Source organism: Vibrio sp. S457-15 (assembly GCF_000960545.1).
GTDB lineage: Bacteria > Pseudomonadota > Gammaproteobacteria > Enterobacterales > Vibrionaceae > Vibrio > Vibrio parahaemolyticus.
On the sequence record NZ_JYOQ01000177.1, the window covers coordinates 458,298 to 478,711 of the forward strand.

The following is a 20,414-nucleotide window of genomic DNA, read 5'->3' on the forward strand; positions in this document are numbered from 1 at the left end:
GAGTGCAAGTGATATGGGCGTGGTGGTTTATGCCCCAGCTTCAATTGGTAATGTTAGCGTAGGTTTTGACGTGCTGGGGGCGGCAGTGTCTCCAGTTGACGGCACTTTGTTGGGTGACCGAGTTCAAGTAAAAGCAGGGACTGAGCCGTTCACTTTAAACACTGCTGGGCACTTTGTTTCGAAGTTACCAACCGATCCAAAAGAGAACATCGTTTACGATTGTTGGGTGGTGTTTGCTCGTGAACTGGACAAAAAAGGCATTGAGCTAAAACCACTTGAAATGACGCTAGAGAAAAACATGCCTATTGGTTCTGGTTTGGGCTCAAGTGCTTGTTCTATTGTGGCAGCGTTGGACGCGCTAAACCGATTCCACGACCAGCCTTTGAATGAAACGGAATTGCTGGCTTTAATGGGTGAAATGGAAGGCAAAATTTCGGGTGGTGTTCACTACGACAATGTTGCTCCATGTTACCTTGGTGGTGTTCAGTTGATGCTTGAAGAGCTAGGCATCATCAGCCAAGAAGTCCCTTGCTTTGACGAGTGGTATTGGGTGATGGCGTATCCGGGCATTAAAGTGTCGACGGCTGAAGCGCGTGAAATCCTACCATCTCAATATCGTCGACAAGATATCATTGCCCATGGCCGTCACCTTGCGGGCTTTATTCATGCATGTCACTCTGGTCAGCCTGAGCTCGCTGCAAAAATGATCAAAGACGTGATCGCAGAACCGTATCGTGAGAAACTGCTTCCGGGCTTTGCGAATGCGCGTCAGTACGCAGCATCAGCAGGCGCGTTAGCAACTGGTATTTCTGGCAGTGGTCCGACACTGTTCAGTATTTGCAAACAGAAAGATGTCGCTGAGCGAGTTGCTCGCTGGCTAGAACAAAATTACGTACAAAACGAAGAAGGATTCGTCCATGTTTGTCGTTTAGATAAGCAGGGTTCGAAAGTAACAGGAAGTGAGCTATGAAGCTTTACAATATAAAAGAAAATGATGAACAAGTTTCCTTTGGCCAAGCCGTTCGTCAAGGATTAGGTCGTAATCAAGGCCTATTTTTCCCATCGGAATTACCAAAACTTGAAGACGTTGATGCGTTGCTAGCAGAAGATTTTGTTTCTCGTAGCACCAAGATTCTATCAGCACTGATTGGTGATGAACTGGCGGAAGAGCAAGTTAACGCAATGGTTGATGCTGCATTCCAATTCCCAGCACCAATCAACCAAGTAAAAGAAGGCGTTTACGCGCTAGAACTTTTCCATGGCCCGACGTTAGCATTTAAAGATTTCGGTGGCCGCTTCATGGCGCAATCCCTTGCGGCAGTTTCTAATGGCGGCAAGATCACCATTTTGACCGCAACGTCAGGCGATACTGGCGCAGCTGTTGCGCATGCTTTCTACGGAATGGAAGACATTAATGTTGTGATTCTTTACCCGAAAGGCAAGATCAGCCCGCTCCAAGAGAAGCTGTTTTGTACACTAGGTAAAAACATCCACACTGTAGCAATCAATGGTGATTTCGATGCATGTCAAGCATTGGTGAAACAAGCGTTTGATGATGCGGAGCTGCGTGAAGAGATCGGTCTGAACTCTGCAAACTCAATCAACATCAGCCGTTTGATGGCACAAATCTGTTACTACTTTGAAGCTGTGGCGCAAATGAGTAAGCAAGAGCGTGAAAACCTCGTGGTTTCTGTACCAAGCGGTAACTTTGGTAACCTAACAGCAGGTCTATTAGCAAAAGCGCTAGGTTTACCTATCAAACGTTTTATTGCTGCTACCAACGCGAATGACACGGTGCCTCGTTACCTACAAACGGGTAAGTGGGAGCCAAAACCAACGGTTGCAACCACTTCAAATGCGATGGACGTAAGCCAACCGAACAACTGGCCGCGTATCGAAGAGCTATGCCGTGTGAAAGAGTGGGGCCTTGAGACACTAGGTAAAGGCGCAGTTTCTGATGAACAAAGCGCAAAATCAGTAAAAGACTTGTACGCATTAGGCTACCTATGTGAGCCACACGGTGCGATTGCTTACCGTGTATTGGAAGAGCAACTGCAAGAAGGTGAAACGGGTCTGTTCTTGTGTACTGCACATCCAGCGAAGTTCAAAGAGGTTGTAGATGATATTCTTCAGACGGATATCGAACTGCCTGCGCCACTAGCTAAACATGCTGCGATGGAGTTGTTGTCTGAAGATCTTGACGCGGATTTTGATGCACTAAAAACAGTATTACGCCGCGTTCAGTAACCAAAACTGAATGTGCGATAAAAGGTGGAGCATTGTCTCCGCCTTTTTGTTTTCAGCCCTAAACCACCTACTTCAGTAGGTGGTTATCATTCGTTGCGGCTTTGCCTAATTCCCAAATTTCTTACTTTTGTATCGTACTCACCAGAAGTAAGTCAAAGCACTTCAGTACACATCTTCAACGAACTCAATAGTTTTGTTTAGTTGCACTCTATAAGTGATGCCATAAATTTAGTGTTGGAGAGTGAAGAGAGACTGCGGTGCCACATCGAGGTTCTGGTCTAGGCCCCCTTTTAGGGGGCTCACACAAAGCCACCTTCTTTAGAAGGTGGTAATTTACTTTTATAGGCTTGGTCTCGGGCAGAAATCGAATATAAAAAAACGGCGCTCATTGAGCGCCGTTTTTTAAAACTTACCTGAGCGTACTCTATTATAGAGTCTCAGTAAATGTACGAGCGATAACATCACGTTGTTGTTCTGGCGTTAGCGAGTTGAAGCGTACTGCGTAACCAGAAACACGGATTGTTAGCTGTGGGTATTTTTCTGGGTGAGCAACTGCATCTTCTAGCGTTTCACGTTTAAGAACGTTCACGTTTAGGTGTTGACCACCTTCGATGCGAGGTGCAGTTTCGATAGCTACTTCGCGGCTTTCGTATTCACCTAGGTCGCTGATTGCGATAACTTGGTCTGCTTCGTAACCAGTTGCTGCAGCAACACAACGTGCTTCATTCTTCTCGCTATCTAGTAGCCAGATTGAGTTTAGTAGTTCGTCGTTTGCTGCTTTAGTAATTTGGATACCTTGGATCATCACTATCTCCTAGACCACTTACGTGGTGATTATTGGTGTTAATTTTCGAATTTTTGTTGAGCTGAGTATTATATAGCTAATATCCACTATTTTAATATTGATTTAAGTCAAAAAACAACCAAAAACATTATTTTTATTAAGGTAATTTTGTTGAGTTAAATCAATAAAACCTTTGAAAACATACTAATTACAATTTATTTGATAATATAAAAAATATTTAATAACTCACTTTGTTGTAAATTTACTACAAAGTGAGCTTAGAATTTAAACTGATTAACGCAACTATCTGTATTTGGGTAGCGATACTGAAAGTCTAAAGTGATTAAATGACAAACATGAAAAACAAGTTTGGTAATAAACTCATAGGTGCACATGTCTCTGCTGCTGGTGGGGTCGATCAAGCGCCGTTGAGAGCTCGCGAAATTGGCGCGAATGCGTTCGCACTATTTACAAAAAACCAACGCCAGTGGGTGGCGAAGCCTTTAGAAGCAAAAACCATCAGTGCATTTAAAGCGAACTGTAAAATGCTGGGTTTCGGCGCAGAACATATTCTCCCGCACGACTCATACCTGATTAACTTAGGTGCTCCAGAAGCGGACAAGTTGGATAAGTCACGCGCTGCATTCATCGATGAAATGCAGCGTTGTAATCAGTTGGGACTGACTTTGCTTAACTTCCACCCGGGTAGTCACCTAAAGAAAGTCTCTGAACAGGAATGCTTGGCAACGATTGCTGAGTCGATCAACTTAGCACACAAAACTGTACCGGATGTGGTAGCGGTGATTGAGAATACTGCGGGGCAGGGCACAAACCTTGGCTGGAAGTTTGAGCACTTAGCTGAAATCATCGAGCAAGTGGAAGATAAAGATCGTGTCGGTGTTTGTATTGATACCTGCCACACCTTTACGGCTGGTTATGACTTGCGTACAAAAGAAGATTGCGAACGCACTTTTGCTGAATTTGACCGTATTGTGGGTATGCACTATTTGCGAGCAATGCATCTAAATGATTCAAAAGTAGAGTTTGCTAGCAAAGTGGATCGTCACCATTCTTTAGGTAAAGGAGAGATCGGGTGGGATTGTTTCGAGTACATTGCGAAAGACTCTCGTTTTGATGGTATCCCTCTGATTTTAGAAACAATTGATCCGGACATCTGGCAGCAAGAGATCAACGCACTGCGTCAGTTTCATTTAGCCGCTATTAACAACCAATAATGTAATCGCAAAGTTGGCACCTTTCTTTCTTAGTCGTTTAAGTCAATTTGAATTAAGAAAGAAGGATGCCACTATGTCTCGACCACTCTCTTTTGCTCCCTATGCTTACAGTCGCCGCGTACTGCGTCTGCCGATGCCTAATCGCCACATTACTGGGCAAGGTCATTTTAGAACGCCGCAAAAGCATTAGTCTTTTATTATTGTCCTCAAGTATTGCTGTTCTCAAGTTCGTGGTAAGTTTTTGTTTGTTTGGGTTTCGCTCGTTAGAATAGAAGCAAAACTCAGGACAGGAACTTTCCATGAATCAGTCACCCACTTGGCACGATGTGATCGGCGAAGAGAAAAAGCAGAGCTACTTTGTAGACACGTTGAATTTTGTTGAAGCAGAACGAGCAGCAGGCAAAGCGATTTACCCGCCAGCAAAAGATGTTTTTAACGCATTTCGTTTCACGGAGTTTAACGATGTGAAAGTGGTGATCTTAGGACAAGACCCATACCATGGTCCAAATCAGGCGCATGGTTTGTGCTTCTCTGTGCTTCCTGGAATCAAAACGCCACCGTCGCTCGTGAACATGTATAAAGAATTGGCTCAAGATATCGAAGGATTCCAGATCCCTCAGCACGGATTCTTGCAAAGCTGGGCAGAGCAAGGCGTATTGTTGCTCAATACGGTTTTGACGGTTGAGCAAGGCAAAGCGCACTCACACTCTAAAACAGGGTGGGAAACATTCACAGACCGAGTGATTGAAGCGATAAACCAGCATCAGCATGGGGTCGTGTTCCTTTTGTGGGGGTCTCACGCTCAGAAGAAAGGGCGTTTCATCGATCGCTCGAAGCACCATGTATTAGCCGCGCCGCATCCATCGCCATTGTCTGCTCATCGAGGGTTCTTGGGCTGTAAGCATTTCTCCCAAGCAAACCAATTACTTGCTTCGCAAGGAAAAGAGCCAATCAACTGGCATTTACCGTTAACGGTATAAAAGAAGAGACAGCGATCATGGTGCAATGATCGCTGTTTTTTTGAGCATGCTCGAAGCTGGTGGCGAATTTCTCATGTACACTTATTGAAAGTAGGTGTTAAGGAGAGACGCTATGATGATCGAAAGAATTCGACGCGAACACGGCTACATGGTTCGCCTGTTGGCTATATTGCGCCATAAACTCAACGAAATTAAAGAAGAAAACGCCATTAATTACTCGCTAGTAAGCGAGATTGTTGATTACCTCTCAAACCATTCGGAAAAAATTCATCATCCGAAAGAAGACATTCTCTACCATCATTTCCTCAAGCATTACGGTAAGCAACAAACCATGGAAAACTTGGAGAAAGAGCACCAAGAGCTCGCCGAGAAGACCAAAGAGTTTTCGATGCTCATTGAGATGATTTTGCAAGATGCGGTTGTTCCTCAAGACATCTTTATTGCTCAGCTAGAAGATTTCATTGAGTCGCAAAAGCGTCACCTTGAGCTCGAAGAGAGAAAAATCCTGCCATTAATTGAAGAGCTTTTTACTACTGAAGACTGGCAACACGTTGAAAGTCTGTGGACAGAGAGCGAAGACGACCCTGTATTTGGTGACACGATTGCGGATCGCTACAAACAGCTTGCCGAGCGCGTTCGTCAAAGCGATATGGAGTTTGTTTAACTCACTCAAAGTCCGAGTATCTATAAATCTTGCTCGGGTTTATTTGTGGTAATTCTTATTTTTTGAGAATTGAATGGAAATTCAACATAACCAATTCTCGATAAAAAGAACGGCTAATTCTCATTGAGTAAGAATTCCGTCCACGTAAACATTTAGACGTAGAGAATCAGAATATGTAACCCTGCTCTATACAAAAACAAAAGGCACCGTTAGGGTGCCTTTTGTTCAAATTAGAGTTTGATGTCGTCTAAGCTGTAGTCGTTGCAAACATCAAGTTCACGTAGTTCTTTAAGTAAGTTACGTCTGTCGTTCATCTCTTCTATTTCACGCCACTTTCTTTTTACTGGTTTAGCGCGAGATCTTGTTGTTGAGGTAGTATCCAGATTGAAAATCTCATCTAGTTGAAAGCCTTCCATAAGCCACCTTTACCCTTCTTTATCTAAACTGTTGTAACCAGTCCTTGTGGAGTTTTTTAAGTACCACAATAGGTGTGAGAATAACCATGATATATTTCGCATTTGTGTCGGTAACATGACAGTTTCGTGCAAAAGTTCTCTCAAAATCACATTTTGCTTCGTGAACTATTGAATAAAAAATGTACAAACGAGAAAGGGAAAACGATTAAATGAAGAGATTTTCAATGTTAATTTGATGCGTTCAATTAGAGTACTAAGCAAAGGTTGAAGTTGCATAAAATGTGTTTGATGAAATAGTGTTCGATTACCTCTCTGGCGGCGAAGATAATTTTATGTAACACCTTGTGAATACTAGCCTGGTTCGTTTTTTATGGAGTGCTGTTCTATTAATGTCGGTGTAATTATTTATGTTAGATGTTGGTAATTGAAATGTTGCGAGTTTGGGGTGTTAAGTCCTCTTTTTATGTTATTTTTTGGTGACTTTATAGTGAAAAATAACAATGATATTTTAATGGTTGCATATTGATTTTTGCGTTCCTAGGTTGCATTATCCGCCCGTCAAAAAATACGCTGGTACGTAAAATGGATGCATGAAGCGACGTTTACGATTCTAGATTGCGCATAAACATTATTCAAAAAGCTAAGCACACTTTGACACTTAGCAGGCAATCTGGTGGATGGCTCGGACGCACAGACTGGCGCAACTCACTTTGAGGTACACATGACAGACTTAATCAATTTGATGAACGACCTCCTTTGGGGTTCGATTCTGGTTTATCTTCTTGTAGGTGTAGGAATCTACTTCACCGTTCGATTGGGATTCATCCAATTCCGCCACTTCGGCCACATGTTCTCTGTTCTTAAGAACAGCCGTAAAGCAGACAAAGCTGGTATTTCTTCTTTCCAAGCGCTTTGTACTAGTCTTGCTGCACGTGTAGGTACTGGTAACATGGCGGGTGTTGCAGTTGCATTGACTGCTGGTGGCCCTGGCGCGATCTTCTGGATGTGGCTGATCGCAATGCTTGGTATGGCAACGTCGTTTGCAGAGAGTACTCTGGCGCAGCTATACAAAACCAAAGATGATGATGGCAACTACCGTGGTGGTCCTGCTTACTACATGGAAAAAGGCTTGGGCATGCGTTGGATGGGCGTGTTGTTCTCTGTTTTCCTAATCATCGCTTTTGGTTTGGTATTCAACGCCGTACAAGCGAACTCAATTGCAAACGCAATGAGCAACGCATTTGGTTGGAATGACCTATACGTTGGTATTGCTGTTGTTGCACTTTCAGCTGTAGTTATCTTCGGTGGTATCAAGCGTATCGCGAAAGTAGCTGAGCTGATCGTTCCTATCATGGCACTGCTATACCTAGTACTTGCATTGTTCGTTGTATTCTCAAACCTAGAGAAACTACCAGATGTATTGATGCTGATCTTCAAGAGCGCATTCGGTCTGCAAGAAGCTGCAGCGGGTGGTCTTGGTTATGCGATTGCACAAGCAATGATCAACGGTATCAAACGTGGTCTATTCTCGAACGAAGCGGGTATGGGTTCTGCGCCTAACGCGGCAGCGTCGGCAACGCCTTACCCACCGCACCCAGCATCTCAAGGTTACGTTCAGATGCTAGGCGTGTTCATGGATACGATTGTTATCTGTTCTGCAACAGTAGCGATTATCCTGATGTCGGGCGAGTATGTAGGTCAAGCAACGGAAGTTACTGGTATTGAGCTAACTCAGCGTGCGTTGAGCTCGCAAGTTGGTGATTGGGGCGGCATCTTTGTTGCAGTTGCAATCTTCTTCTTCGCGTTTACTTCAATCATCGCGAACTACTCTTACGCAGAAACGAACCTGATCTTCTTGGAGCACAACCATAAAGCTGGTCTAAGCATCTTCCGCGTTGTGGTTCTGGGCATGGTAATGTTTGGTGCGCTAGCGTCTCTTCCTGTGGTTTGGTCGTTGGCTGACGTTTCGATGGGGCTGATGGCGATTGTTAACTTGGTAGCGATTCTGTTGCTATCGGGCATCGTGATCAAACTGGCGAAAGACTACAACCGCCAGCTAGGCGAAGGTAAAGTACCAACGTTCGATGCGAACGATTTCCCTGAGCTTAAGTCTCAGCTAGAAGACGGTATTTGGGACAACACTAAGAAAGACTAAGTGTTCTCCTATCGTTAAAAGCTATTAAGACGATTCGTAAAGCCATGCAGACAATGCATGGCTTTTTTTGTACCCTAATAAAAAACAAAATTAGGGAAGTGAAAGTCATGCTTATCGTAGTTTCTCCAGCGAAGACCCTCGATTACGAGTCTCCGTTAGCGACAGAAAAATTTACTCAACCAGAGTTAATTGAATATTCAAAAGAATTGATCGACGTTTGCCGCAAACTGACGCCTGCTGATGTTGCCTCTTTAATGAAAGTGAGTGACAAAATAGCCGATCTGAACGTCGGGCGATTCCAAGAGTGGAGCGAAACGTTCACAACGGAAAACTCGCGTCAGGCCATTTTGGCGTTTAAAGGTGATGTGTACACGGGCTTGGAAGCTGAAACACTATCAGATGCGGACTTCGAATACGCGCAAAAACACTTACGCATGCTATCTGGTCTGTACGGTCTGCTCAAACCGCTCGACTTAATGCAACCATACCGTCTGGAGATGGGGACAAAACTGGCGAACGATAAAGGTAGCAACCTGTACCAGTTCTGGGGCAATGTGATTACCGACAAGCTCAATGAAGCGATTGCTGAGCAAGGCGACAATGTTTTGATCAATCTTGCGTCGAATGAGTATTTTAAAGCGGTGAAGCCAAAGAACTTGGATGCACAAGTGATTACGCCAATTTTCAAAGACTGTAAGAATGGCCAATACAAGGTGATCAGTTTTTATGCGAAGAAAGCGCGTGGCATGATGGCGCGTTACATCATCGAAAATCGCATTGAGAGCGTGGCGGATTTAACGAAGTTTGATACCGCTGGCTACTACTTCGTTGAGGAAGAGTCGACACCAACAGACTTGGTATTTAAACGTGAAGAGCAAAACTGATTGAAGCGCAATACGCGTTATTAATTGAAAGCTACACAAACGAAAAAGGGTTGGCACTGCCAACCCTTTGTTATTTCTATTTGGGCTTTGTAAGCCTCAACAAGATTACTTCTTCTTAGCGGTTTTCTTTTTCGCTGTTTTCTTCTTGTCTTCTTTTTTCTTTTTCTTCTTAAACACAGGTTTCTTGTGCTTAGGGCGCATCTCTTTAATGAAACGCTCTTTGATGTCTTCTTTCACGTAACGTGCTACGCGATCCATCATTGGCTGGTCGTGCGCTTCTACGATTGAGATTGCGTTACCTTTCTTACCTGCACGAGCTGTACGGCCGATACGGTGAAGGTATACGTCAGCCGTGCGCGGCATGTCGTAGTTGATAACGTGAGAAACATCAGGAAGGTCGATACCACGCGCCGCAACGTCAGTTGCTAGTAGCACGTTCACAGTGCCGTCACGGAAACGTGCAATGGCATTATTACGACGATCTTGAGGCATTTCACCTTGAATCCACGAACACGGGATTTGTGCGCTCTCAAGTTGTGCACGTAGCTCTGCCAAGCGTTCACGAGTTTTTAAGAACACGATAGTGCGCTCAGCTTGCTCTGTGATGATATGTTTCAGCAGAGCCAGTTTGTGTTCTGCGCTATCAGCACGGTGATACCATTGAGCAATCTTCTTACGCTCACGCAGTGGCGATTTTGCGTCGATCTCTGCTGGCTCGTTCAATAGGTCAGCCGTGAAGCCTTCTACGCCTTTACCTTCTAGTGTTGCTGAGAACAGAAGGGTTTGCTTACGCCAGCGACATTCATTCGACAGACGGTCAACCGTTGGAGCAAAGCCCATGTCCAGCATGCGGTCTGCTTCATCGAGAACCAGCCATTCGATAGCACGACAATCAAAACGTTCTGCATCAATGTACTCACGTAGACGGCCTGGTGTTGCAACTACGATGTCTTGCGTAGTTGCTAGGATGTCTGCGTGTTCTTGGTATTGAACGCCGCCTGTGATCGTGAAGATGTTCAGCTTAGTGTTCTTTGCCAAAGCACGAGCTTGGTCGGCAACCTGCATCGCCAGTTCGCGAGTTGGCGTAAGGATCAAAATACGCGCAGGCCCAGGTTTACGACGAGGGAAATCTTGCAAGTATTGCAATGCTGGCAGAACGAAGGCTGCCGTTTTACCAGTACCCGTTGGCGCTGACGCTAGAATGTCACGACCATCCAACGCTTGTGGAATCGCTTCTGCCTGAATTTTAGTTGGGCGTTCGTAGCCCATCTCTTCAATGGCTTCAAGTAGGTTTTGGTCTAGATCAAGTTCAGCAAAGGTTCTGATCACAATGAGTTCTCCACAAGCAAAGCTTGGTTAATGGTTCGCCAAAGCAGCATAGAATATAAAAAGGTCGCACATTATAAAGTGATTGGTGATAAGGATCACATGTTATTTCACATCTTAAGATAAAACTCGTGGGTTAAGCGGACAAAATCATCGCTGTAACCGTCTGATGAGTGAATAATCAAATGTGACTCTTGAGTATCGCAAGGTTGCTTTGCCAGTTCAAACAGCAAACGGTGTACGGGTTTCTTTTCCGATGGTTGCACGCGGCACAGTCGAGATAGAGCCCAACCCTGGGTTAATGCTAGTTCAATAAATAGCTCCCCTTCGGTGATTGGCAGCACAAAGCTGGCTTTTCCTTCTGTATCTAGCAACTGATAACAACACTTAAGCAACGCATCATGGCGCAGGGAGTCGGTATGCCTAGCGGTTGCTCGCTGGCTTTGTTTAGCTTGCTCACCAGTGTTGAAATAGGGTGGGTTGCAAACAATGCGTTGAAAGCGTTGCGGCGGCGAAAAAATCAAAACATCGGTATGCTGAACTGAGAGTCGGTCGTGCCACGGCGAGTGCGAAAAATTGTGGCTTGCGGCTTCAACCGCTGTGGTTTCGATATCAACGGCGGTAATTTTTGCGTCAGGAAAGCGTTGAGCACACATCAAAGCGAGCAACCCTGTTCCTGTCCCGATATCCAAAATATGGGCTGGGCTCGGACTTTCCATCCACGCGCCTAGCATCACGCCGTCGGTACTCACCGGCATGCCACTTTCGCCTCCTTCGATACAAAACTGCTTAAACTTGAAGCCTTTAGTTTGAAATTTTTCGCTCTTCATGATTGTTTTTTATCTGCTCAATATTTAAGTGAAATTCTCTATTGTTTCTTATTTGTATAGATTGTTGTTTTGTTGGTTATTAAATTGTATGGTTAATTGATCGAGATAAAGAACTGTACGGTTCTTTTGATCTAGTTAGATACACTGCTTTTAAGTTTAAAAACTAAATTAATATGGTGTTTTTTTCTTAAAGGTTGCCAAATGATGAGTCTTTCGTCATTATGCGGCGAAAATTTTATAGATTGAACCACAGATACTCATTCACTTTTGGGTATACAAAAAAGTGGTCGATGCATACACAACATTCATTAAATAAAGAAAAGGGTTATCTGTGAAGCAGACGTTAAAACTAACAGATATTGTCGCAGTAGGCTTTATGCTATTTGCGTTCTTTTTAGGTGCAGGCAACATCATCTTTCCACCTCTAGCGGGTCAGCTCGCGGGTGAAAACCTATTGCCAGCGATGTTCGGTTTCTTGCTAACAGCGGTAGGTCTACCTCTTATTACTATCGTTGCTATTGCTGTAGCAGGTGGATCATGGGATCACTTGACTCAAGATCTTCCGAAAAAAGCAGCAGTATTGATGGCAGCACTTATCTTCATCATTATTGGTCCTGCGTTTGCAGCGCCTCGTACAGGTCTAGTCGCTTACGAGATGGCCGTGAAGCCATTCTTTGTTGAAGCTTCTCAAGCGCACCTTACCGCGTTCTCTGTGATCTTTTTTTCGGTTGCAATGCTGTTCTCTTGGTTCCAAGGCCGTCTTATCGACTTGATCGGTAAAGTGCTGACTCCAGCGCTATTTGTCGGTTTGATCATTCTTGCTGTTGCAGTATTCCTAGATCCTCAAGGTGATATGATCGGTGCACGCGGTGAGTACCTAACTCAGCCACTAACCAAAGGCTTCCTTGAAGGCTACAACACCATGGATACTTTCGCATCGCTGATGTTTGGTATGTTGATGGTGGATGCACTGCGCGGCAAAGGTATTACGGAGCGTTCTGCGACGACTAAGTACCTGATTTTTGCAGGTTGTATCGCTGCGGCTGGTCTAGCATTTGTTTACATTTCGCTATTCTACCTAGGCGCTACTAGTGCAACAGTTGCTGCGGGCGCAGATAACGGTGGTCTGATTCTAAGCCAGTACGTTCAAGCATTGTTTGGCCCTTACGGTCAAATCGTTCTTTCTGTGATTGTATTGTTAGCGTGTCTGACAACGGCTATCGGTCTGATTTCAGCATGTTCTGATTTCTTCAGCTCGAAGACATCACTGTCATACAAGCAGTGGGTTCTAATCAACGGTGCCGTATGTGCGCTAGTTGCTAACGTTGGTCTAGCGCAATTGATTTCGCTCTCTGTACCTGTACTGTTTGCCCTTTACCCAGTGGCGATTGCTTTGGTTGCTCTTACCTTTGTTCGTAGCAAGCTGCCAAATCCTCGCTTTGCATACCGTGCGGTACTGCTAGTATCACTATTATTCGCACTTGTTGATGCAGCGAAAGTTGCTGGTTTGGATGTATCTGCGTTCAACGTACTACCGCTGTTTGAAGTGGGCATGGGTTGGGTTCTTCCTACTCTGGCAGCTATCATCTGCATGTTCTTCATCTCTAAATCTGTTCAACCAGAACTACGAGAAGAAGCGGCGTAAAGACGCTAGAAATTGAATAATGAAAAAGCCCGATGAAGTGATTCATCGGGCTTTTTTGTATCTGGTTCGCATCAACGTAAGCGTCGGTGCTTAAAGCGTATCGTGGAACTCCACAAGTACTTGTTCACACCACTTTTCGATTCGCTCGTCACTCAAGTCGTATTGAGAGTCTTCATCTAGTGCTAGGCCAACAAATTGACTGCCATCTTCCGTTAGCGCTTTCGAGGCTTCAAACTCATAGCCTTCGTTTGGCCAATAACCGATAAACTGGGCGCCGGTTGCTTTTAACTCGTCGTGCAGTAGGCCCATGGCATCAAGGTACCATTCACCGTAGCCTTCTTGGTCGCCAAGACCAAATAGTGCCACAACTTTGCCTTTCAACGGCGTAGACGCGATGTCTTGCCAAATGGCGCTCCAATCTTCTTGGATCTCACCAAAGTCCCAAGTCGAGATGCCTAGAAGCAATAAATCATACTCAGCCATCAGCGATAGCGGCGTCTCTTTCACATTGTGAATATCGACAAGGTCTGCACCAATAATGTTGCGAATTTTCTCTGCTGCCATCTCGGTGTAGCAGGTTGTTGAGCCGTAAAAGAGTCCGATTTTCATTATATTCGTCGTTTTTTGTGTTGCTGTTGCAGAGGATTTTAACCTTAAACTGCCTAGGAATGCAGCGAATATCGTGAGATTCCCCACCTGAGCCAATTTTTTATAGCATTCACACTGGCGCTGTCTTACTCTCACTGGGTATAGATGAACAATAAAAGGAAGCGTGAATGACGGCACAACAGCCTGTCAATCAACAAGATTTTGCGCTTGTTGAGCAATTCTTAGATGCAATGTGGATGGAGCGCGGTCTGTCAGAGAATACGCTGGTTTCGTACCGAAATGATTTAATGAAGCTTCTCACTTGGATGGAGCATCATCGTTACCGCCTCGATTTCATCAGTTTGTCTGGACTTCAAGAATACCAAACGTATCTGGTGGATTTGGATTACAAGCAGACGTCACGTGCTCGTATGCTGTCAGCCATTCGCCGTTTGTTTCAGTATCTTCACCGTGAAAAAGTGCGTGCCGATGACCCAAGTGCCTTGTTGGTCAGCCCGAAATTGCCACAACGCTTACCGAAAGACATCAGCGAAGAGCAAGTGGACGCACTTTTGGACGCGCCAGATCCGAATGATCCGGTAGAACTGCGCGATAAAGCCATGCTTGAGTTGTTGTACGCGACTGGGTTGCGTGTGACAGAACTCGTCAGCCTGACGATGGAAAACATCAGTTTGCGTCAGGGCGTCGTGCGTGTGACGGGTAAAGGTGGCAAGGAACGTTTGGTGCCGATGGGGGAGAATGCGATCGATTGGATTGAAACATTCATCCAGCAAGGTCGCCCTGCATTATTGGGAGAAACGTCTTCCGATGTGGTATTCCCAAGTAAACGAGCACGCCAAATGACTCGTCAGACGTTTTGGCATCGTATCAAATACTATGCTGTCATTGCTGGCATCGATACCGATCAGTTGTCGCCGCACGTTTTACGCCACGCGTTTGCAACGCATTTATTGAACTATGGCGCAGATCTCAGGGTCGTACAGATGCTGCTAGGGCATAGTGACTTATCGACCACGCAAATTTATACTCACGTGGCGACTGAACGATTGAAGCAGATCCACAGTCAACACCACCCAAGAGCATAATGATGGCTTGCTTCATCCTTTTTGATTGGATGAAAAGAATTTATTTAAAGGTGACTTTAATGAGCGTATTACGCCGACTAACTCTGCTGACTTTACCATTCTTTATTACCGCGTGTGGTGCGGAAGAAAGTCAGGCAAAAACCGAAACTCCTGCACAACAGGCTGCGCCAACTGCGCAACAACACTTTGATGAAGCGGCGCTAAAAGCGAAGTTCTCGAAACTAGGTCTGTCTATTATTGATATTCAACCTTCAGATGTGGCGGGCCTGCTAGAAATTCAAACCAACGGCGGCATACTGTTTGCGTCAAACAATGGCGATCACTTTATTGCAGGTACACTATACGCGATTGATGACAACGGCGGTTACAAAGACGTACTTGCAGAACGCCAAGCGCCTTTGAATGCTGAGAAAATTGCCAAGTTTGCAGACAGCATGATCGAATACAAAGCGGACAACGAAAAGTACGTGGTGACGGTGTTTACTGACATCACTTGTGGCTACTGTGTTCGTCTACATAACCAAATGCAGGGCTACAATGATCTAGGTATTACTGTGCGTTACATGGCATACCCTCGCCAAGGTGCGACAGGGCCTGTTGCTGAGCAAATGGCAACGATTTGGTGTGCAGAAAATCCAAAAGCGGCGATGCATAACGCGAAAGTGAGCCGCACTTTCGATAATCCAGCGAAAGATCTTGAGCAATGTAAAGAGACCATTCAAGCGCACTACAACGTTGGTCGTCAGTTAGGTATTTCAGGTACGCCTGCAATCTTCCTTCCAAACGGTGAGATGGTTGGTGGGTACTTACCGCCAGCTGAACTACTGAAACGTTTAGAGCAACTGTAATCCTTTAAGGAGCAGAGCCGACGCAATAGTCGGCTCTTTTCAAGCATGATAGAAATTCAACGACGTCCCGAACCGGATCTTTCCCTTCTCCCAGATTCCATTCCTCCGATCTTAAAACGCATTTACATCAATCGCGGTATTACTGACATCGCGCAGCTAGAAACCTCTGCTCGTGGATTGCATTCGTACCAAAAGCTTGGCGGCATTGAGCAGGCGGTTGAGTTGTTGTTCCAAGCGATTCAAGAGCAAAAACGCATCATCGTGGTGGGTGACTTTGACGCAGATGGCGCAACGAGTTCTGCTCTTTCTGTATTGGCATTGCGTATGCTTGGCAGCAATAACGTCGATTACTTGGTGCCGAACCGCTTTGAAGATGGCTACGGTTTGAGCCCAGAGGTGGTCGATCAAGCATTGGAACTTGGCGCAGAAATGATCATGACGGTCGACAATGGCGTATCGTCGATTGAAGGTGTGCGCTACGCCAAAGAAAATGGCATTACCGTATTGGTGACAGACCACCATTTGCCAGGACAAGTTCTGCCAGAAGTGGATGCGATGGTGAACCCAAACCTCGACAGTTGTGCGTTTCCTTCTAAAGCGTTGGCTGGCGTTGGTGTGGCGTTCTATCTGATGATGGCGTTGTGCGTCCACATGCGAAAACACAATTGGTTTGCTCAGCAAGGCATGCAAGAGCCGAAACTGATGGAGCTGATCGACCTTGTCGCACTGGGCACTGTTGCTGATGTTGTGCCGCTTGATGAGAACAACCGAATTCTGGTGCATCAAGGTTTGCAGCGCATTCGTGCGGGGAAAGCGCGCCCAGGTATTCAAGCACTGATTGAAGTGGCGAAACGCGATGCGCGACGTTTGGTGGCATCGGACTTCGGCTTTGCATTGGGGCCGCGTATTAATGCCGCTGGCCGTTTAGACGACATGTCTTTTGGTGTTGAGCTGCTGATGTGTAACAACATCCACGCCGCACGTCGCATGGCCAGTGAGCTTGATGGGCTCAATCAGACTCGTAAAGAGATTGAAGAAGGCATGAAGCAAGAAGCGATGGCGTTTTGTGAACGTTTGCAGTTTGGCGAAAACAGCGAGCTGCCATACGGCTTATCGCTGTTCCAACGCGATTGGCACCAAGGTGTGATTGGTATTCTCGCTTCGCGTATCAAAGAGAAATTCCATCGCCCAGTCATTGCCTTTGCTGACGGTGGTGAAGGGACGATCAAGGGTTCTTGTCGTTCGATTCCTGGATTACACATGCGTGATGCGTTGGACTTCATCGATACGCAAAATCCAGGTTTGATCATCAAGTTTGGCGGTCACGCGATGGCGGCAGGATTAACCATCAAAGAGCAAGATTTTGAGCGTTTCAGTCGTTTATTCGATGAAGTGGTGAAAAAAGAGCTCGACGAAGCGGCTCTAAAAGGCGTGATTCTTACTGATGGCGAGTTAAAACCGGAAGAGTTTTCTATGCACATTGCGGAGCAGTTGCGCGCTGGTGGGCCATTCGGCCAAGCTTTTCCTGAGCCAATCTTTGATGGTGAGTTTAAGGTGTTGCACCAAAAATTGGTGGGAGAAAAACATCTTAAACTGATGTTGGAGCCTTTATACAAAGGGCATCCGACCAATGTGATGATTGATGGAATTGCATTTAACGTCGATTTACGCCGTTGGCCTGACGCATCGGTCAAAACTGTACGTTTGGCCTACAAGCTGGATGTGAATGAATTTCGTGGTAACCAATCATTGCAACTGATGATTGACCACATTGAAGCCAAGTAATACCTAAGCTTTTCGGAAATATAGAGTACGGTTGCCCTTAAGCGGGTGTAAAATTTTATGACCGTGCTCTCTCTAATCGTAATCTGATTTCTCAGCCGAAATTTTCCTGTATCTCCGTCACATTTTTCAGTAGAATTTCTCGGTTAAATTCTATTCTAAAATGTTGAGCAAACATGTTTGAAATCAATCCCATTAAAAACCGTCTTCAGGACGTGTCTGAGCGCACGAATGTCCTGAGGGGGTATCTTTGACTATGACGCGAAGAAAGAGCGTCTAGAAGAAGTCAACGCAGAACTTGAACAGCCAGATGTATGGAACGAGCCTGAACGTGCACAAGCATTAGGTAAAGAACGTGCATCACTTGAAGCCGTAGTTGAAACTATTGATCAACTAGAGCAAGGTGTAGAAGATGTTGATGGTCTTCTTGAACTGGCTGTTGAAGAACAAGACCAAGAAACGTTTGATGAAATCGAACCAGAACTTGCAGAGTTGGAAGAGAAGCTTGCGCAGCTAGAATTCCGCCGTATGTTCTCTGGTGACCACGATAGCTCTGATTGCTACATTGACTTGCAAGCAGGTTCAGGTGGTACTGAGGCGCAAGACTGGACCAACATGATGCTACGCATGTACTTACGCTGGGCTGAAGCGAAAGGCTTCAAGGCGGAAGTGATCGAAGTATCTGAAGGTGAGGTTGCGGGTCTTAAATCTGCAACGGTTCGTATCTCTGGTGATTACGCTTACGGTTGGCTACGTACGGAAACTGGTGTTCACCGTTTAGTGCGCAAATCGCCATTCGATTCAGGCGGCCGTCGTCATACGTCTTTTGCGTCTGCGTTCATCTACCCAGAGATTGATGAAAACATTGCTATCGACATTAACCCTGCTGATCTGCGTATCGACGTTTACCGTGCGTCAGGTGCGGGTGGTCAGCACGTCAACACCACTGAATCTGCGGTACGTATTACGCACGTACCAACGAATACTGTGGTGCAGTGTCAAAACGACCGTTCTCAACATAAGAACAAAGATCAGGCAATGAAACAGCTTCGAGCGAAGCTGTTTGAGCTTGAATTGCAAAAGCAAAACGCGGAAAAACAAGCTAATGAAGACGCTAAGTCTGACATTGGCTGGGGTAGCCAGATCCGTTCTTACGTATTGGATGATTCACGCATTAAAGACCTCCGTACGGGCGTTGAAAACCGTAATACTCAAGCGGTTCTTGATGGCGATCTGGACAAATTTATTGAAGCTAGCCTGAAATCAGGCCTATAAAGCTTTTCACCGACAAAAACAGGATACATCGAAAATGACTGATGCTGTTCAAAACGAAACTGTACAAGAAGAAAACAAGCTGATTGCTGAGCGCCGCGCTAAACTGGACGAAATCCGAAAGAGCTGCAAAGCAAACGGCCACCCAAACGACTTCCGTCGTGACGCACTAGCGGGCGACCTTCAAAAAGAGTTCGGTGAAAAGACTAAGGAAGAGCTAGAAGAGCTTAACCACGTAGTAGCGATCGCTGGTCGTATTATGGCAAAACGTGGTCCATTCCTAGTAATTCAAGAAACATCTGGCCGTATCCAAGCTTACGCTGACAAAGAAGTTCAAAAAGAACTGAAAGAGAAATACCAAGGTCTTGATATCGGCGACATCATCGGTGTTAAAGGTGCGCTACACAAATCTGGTAAAGGCGACCTATACGTGAACATGGAAGAGTACGAGTTGCTAACAAAAGCACTTCGTCCACTTCCTGAGAAGTTCCACGGTCTAACTGACCAAGAAATGCGTTACCGTCAGCGTTACGTAGACCTAATCGTTAACGAAGATTCTCGTAATGCATTCGTTGTACGTTCTAAAGTTATGTCTGCAATTCGTAACTTCATGATCTCTAAACAGTTCATGGAAGTTGAAACGCCAATGATGCACGTGATCCCTGGTGGTGCAAGTGCTCGCCCATTCATTACGCATCACAACGCGCTAGACATGCCAATGTACCTGCGTATTGCGCCTGAGCTATACCTGAAGCGTCTAGTTGTTGGTGGCTTTGATCGCGTATTCGAAATCAACCGTAACTTCCGTAACGAAGGTCTTTCTCCACGTCACAACCCAGAATTCACAATGATGGAATTCTACATGGCGTACGCGGATTACAAAGATCTAATGGACTTCACTGAAGAACTACTAAGCTCTGTAGCACTAGAAGTTCTAGGTTCAACATCAATGCCTTACGGTGAAGATACTGTTGAGTTTGGCGGTAAGTACGCTCGCATGAGCATGTTTGAAGCAATCAAACACTACAACCCAGACCACGCTCAAATCCAAGCGCTAACGGAAGAAGATCTACAAAACCGCGAACTAATGGTTTCTATCGCGAAATCTGTTCACGTTGAAGTAGAACCTTTCTGGACTTGTGGTCAGCTTCTTGAAGAGATCTTCGGTGAAACTGCAGAACCTAAACTAATGCAGCCTACGTTCATCACTGGCTACCCAGCGGATATTTCTCCACTGGCACGTCGTAGCGATGACAACCCATTCTTCACAGACCGCTTTGAGTTCTTCATCGGTGGCCGTGAAGTAGCAAACGGCTTCTCAGAGCTTAACGATGCAGAAGACCAAGACGCGCGCTTTAAAGCACAGGTTGAAGCAAAAGAATCTGGTGATGACGAAGCGATGTTCTACGATGCAGACTACATCACTGCACTAGAACACGGTCTACCACCAACAGCAGGTCAAGGTATCGGTATCGACCGCCTAGTTATGCTGCTAACTAACACGCACACCATCCGTGACGTGATCTTGTTCCCTGCAATGCGCCCACAAGCGTAATTCTTTGCTGAACAATGACAAAAAAACCACCTTCGGGTGGTTTTTTTGTATCTTTAATTTCCTAAAATTCAATAGGTTGCATTTTGATTTTGATGGC

18 protein-coding genes are annotated in these 20,414 nt (G+C 45.4%); 13 read left to right on the forward strand and 5 right to left on the reverse strand.

Going from position 1 to position 20,414, the window contains the following annotated elements; all coding sequences use genetic code 11:
* Positions 1–13 precede the first annotated feature (13 nt).
* On the forward strand, positions 14–970 hold the full coding sequence (thrB, locus tag UF05_RS21740) for a homoserine kinase (protein ID WP_031831207.1): 957 nt from the start codon (positions 14–16) through the stop codon (positions 968–970).
* The gene (gene thrC, locus UF05_RS21745) at positions 967–2,247 is read left to right on the forward strand and encodes a threonine synthase (protein ID WP_025637138.1); all 1,281 of its coding nucleotides are present in this window, start codon (positions 967–969) and stop codon (positions 2,245–2,247) included. Before thrB ends, thrC begins: the two co-directional genes overlap by 4 nt.
* A gap of 427 nt (positions 2,248–2,674) precedes the next feature.
* Here thrC and grcA read toward each other — a convergent pair whose 3' ends face one another.
* Entirely contained in the window at positions 2,675–3,052 is a 378-nt protein-coding gene (grcA, locus tag UF05_RS21750) for an autonomous glycyl radical cofactor GrcA (RefSeq protein WP_005459053.1), read from the reverse strand.
* Between the two features lie 326 nt (positions 3,053–3,378).
* Here grcA and nfo point away from each other — a divergent pair, with 326 nt between their 5' ends.
* The 3 genes from nfo to UF05_RS21765 all read left to right on the forward strand — a co-directional run bounded on the left by nfo (position 3,379) and on the right by UF05_RS21765 (position 5,910).
* Positions 3,379–4,266, forward strand: a complete 888-nt coding sequence (nfo, locus tag UF05_RS21755; RefSeq protein ID WP_045544872.1) for a deoxyribonuclease IV — start codon at positions 3,379–3,381, stop codon at positions 4,264–4,266.
* Positions 4,267–4,565: 299 nt separating this feature from the next.
* Positions 4,566–5,246, forward strand: coding sequence for a uracil-DNA glycosylase (ung, locus tag UF05_RS21760; RefSeq protein WP_005465920.1), 681 nt, complete (start codon positions 4,566–4,568; stop codon positions 5,244–5,246).
* 112 nt (positions 5,247–5,358) lie between these two features.
* A complete protein-coding gene (locus tag UF05_RS21765; RefSeq protein WP_005459058.1) occupies positions 5,359–5,910 on the forward strand; it encodes a hemerythrin domain-containing protein in 552 nt (183 codons plus the stop codon).
* A 230-nt stretch (positions 5,911–6,140) separates the two neighbouring features.
* Here UF05_RS21765 and UF05_RS21770 read toward each other — a convergent pair whose 3' ends face one another.
* Positions 6,141–6,326 carry a DUF3545 family protein gene (locus UF05_RS21770; protein ID WP_005459060.1) on the reverse strand — a complete coding sequence of 62 codons (186 nt, stop codon included), beginning with the start codon at positions 6,324–6,326 and terminating at the stop codon, positions 6,141–6,143.
* Positions 6,327–7,047: 721 nt separating this feature from the next.
* Here UF05_RS21770 and UF05_RS21775 point away from each other — a divergent pair.
* Positions 7,048–8,481, forward strand: a complete 1,434-nt coding sequence (locus UF05_RS21775) for an alanine/glycine:cation symporter family protein (RefSeq protein WP_005459389.1) — start codon at positions 7,048–7,050, stop codon at positions 8,479–8,481.
* A gap of 107 nt (positions 8,482–8,588) precedes the next feature.
* Positions 8,589–9,365 (forward strand): peroxide stress protein YaaA, encoded by a 777-nt coding sequence (gene yaaA / locus UF05_RS21780; protein ID WP_005487639.1) that lies wholly within the window; start codon positions 8,589–8,591, stop codon positions 9,363–9,365.
* A 105-nt stretch (positions 9,366–9,470) separates the two neighbouring features.
* On the opposite strand, the gene srmB is transcribed toward yaaA, so the two are convergent.
* The gene (gene srmB, locus UF05_RS21785) at positions 9,471–10,694 is read right to left on the reverse strand and encodes an ATP-dependent RNA helicase SrmB (RefSeq protein WP_005479730.1); all 1,224 of its coding nucleotides are present in this window, start codon (positions 10,692–10,694) and stop codon (positions 9,471–9,473) included.
* Positions 10,695–10,801: 107 nt separating this feature from the next.
* The gene (locus UF05_RS21790) at positions 10,802–11,521 is read right to left on the reverse strand and encodes a tRNA1(Val) (adenine(37)-N6)-methyltransferase (RefSeq protein ID WP_025632838.1); all 720 of its coding nucleotides are present in this window, start codon (positions 11,519–11,521) and stop codon (positions 10,802–10,804) included.
* A gap of 331 nt (positions 11,522–11,852) precedes the next feature.
* Between UF05_RS21790 and brnQ the strand changes: the two genes are divergently transcribed.
* Positions 11,853–13,166 (forward strand): branched-chain amino acid transport system II carrier protein, encoded by a 1,314-nt coding sequence (gene brnQ / locus UF05_RS21795; RefSeq protein ID WP_020840099.1) that lies wholly within the window; start codon positions 11,853–11,855, stop codon positions 13,164–13,166.
* Positions 13,167–13,256: 90 nt separating this feature from the next.
* Here brnQ and fldB read toward each other — a convergent pair whose 3' ends face one another.
* Positions 13,257–13,775, reverse strand: coding sequence for a flavodoxin FldB (gene fldB, locus UF05_RS21800; RefSeq protein ID WP_005479739.1), 519 nt, complete (start codon positions 13,773–13,775; stop codon positions 13,257–13,259).
* Positions 13,776–13,942: 167 nt separating this feature from the next.
* Here fldB and xerD point away from each other — a divergent pair, with 167 nt between their 5' ends.
* The 5 genes from xerD to lysS all read left to right on the forward strand — a co-directional run bounded on the left by xerD (position 13,943) and on the right by lysS (position 20,317).
* The gene (gene xerD, locus UF05_RS21805) at positions 13,943–14,860 is read left to right on the forward strand and encodes a site-specific tyrosine recombinase XerD (protein ID WP_020840100.1); all 918 of its coding nucleotides are present in this window, start codon (positions 13,943–13,945) and stop codon (positions 14,858–14,860) included.
* A gap of 59 nt (positions 14,861–14,919) precedes the next feature.
* Positions 14,920–15,708, forward strand: a complete 789-nt coding sequence (dsbC, locus tag UF05_RS21810; RefSeq protein ID WP_020840101.1) for a bifunctional protein-disulfide isomerase/oxidoreductase DsbC — start codon at positions 14,920–14,922, stop codon at positions 15,706–15,708.
* Positions 15,709–15,753: 45 nt separating this feature from the next.
* Positions 15,754–17,493 carry a single-stranded-DNA-specific exonuclease RecJ gene (gene recJ, locus UF05_RS21815; RefSeq protein ID WP_005459404.1) on the forward strand — a complete coding sequence of 580 codons (1,740 nt, stop codon included), beginning with the start codon at positions 15,754–15,756 and terminating at the stop codon, positions 17,491–17,493.
* A gap of 173 nt (positions 17,494–17,666) precedes the next feature.
* Positions 17,667–18,765 (forward strand): peptide chain release factor 2 gene (prfB, locus tag UF05_RS21820; protein ID WP_097371395.1). Its coding sequence is split into 2 segments (ribosomal slippage): positions 17,667–17,741 and positions 17,743–18,765, totalling 1,098 coding nucleotides; the frame shifts between segments, so codons are not numbered across the junction.
* 34 nt (positions 18,766–18,799) lie between these two features.
* Positions 18,800–20,317: a lysine--tRNA ligase gene (gene lysS / locus UF05_RS21825; RefSeq protein ID WP_005459407.1), complete on the forward strand. Its 1,518-nt coding sequence runs from the start codon at positions 18,800–18,802 to the stop codon at positions 20,315–20,317.
* Positions 20,318–20,414: the final 97 nt, after the last annotated feature.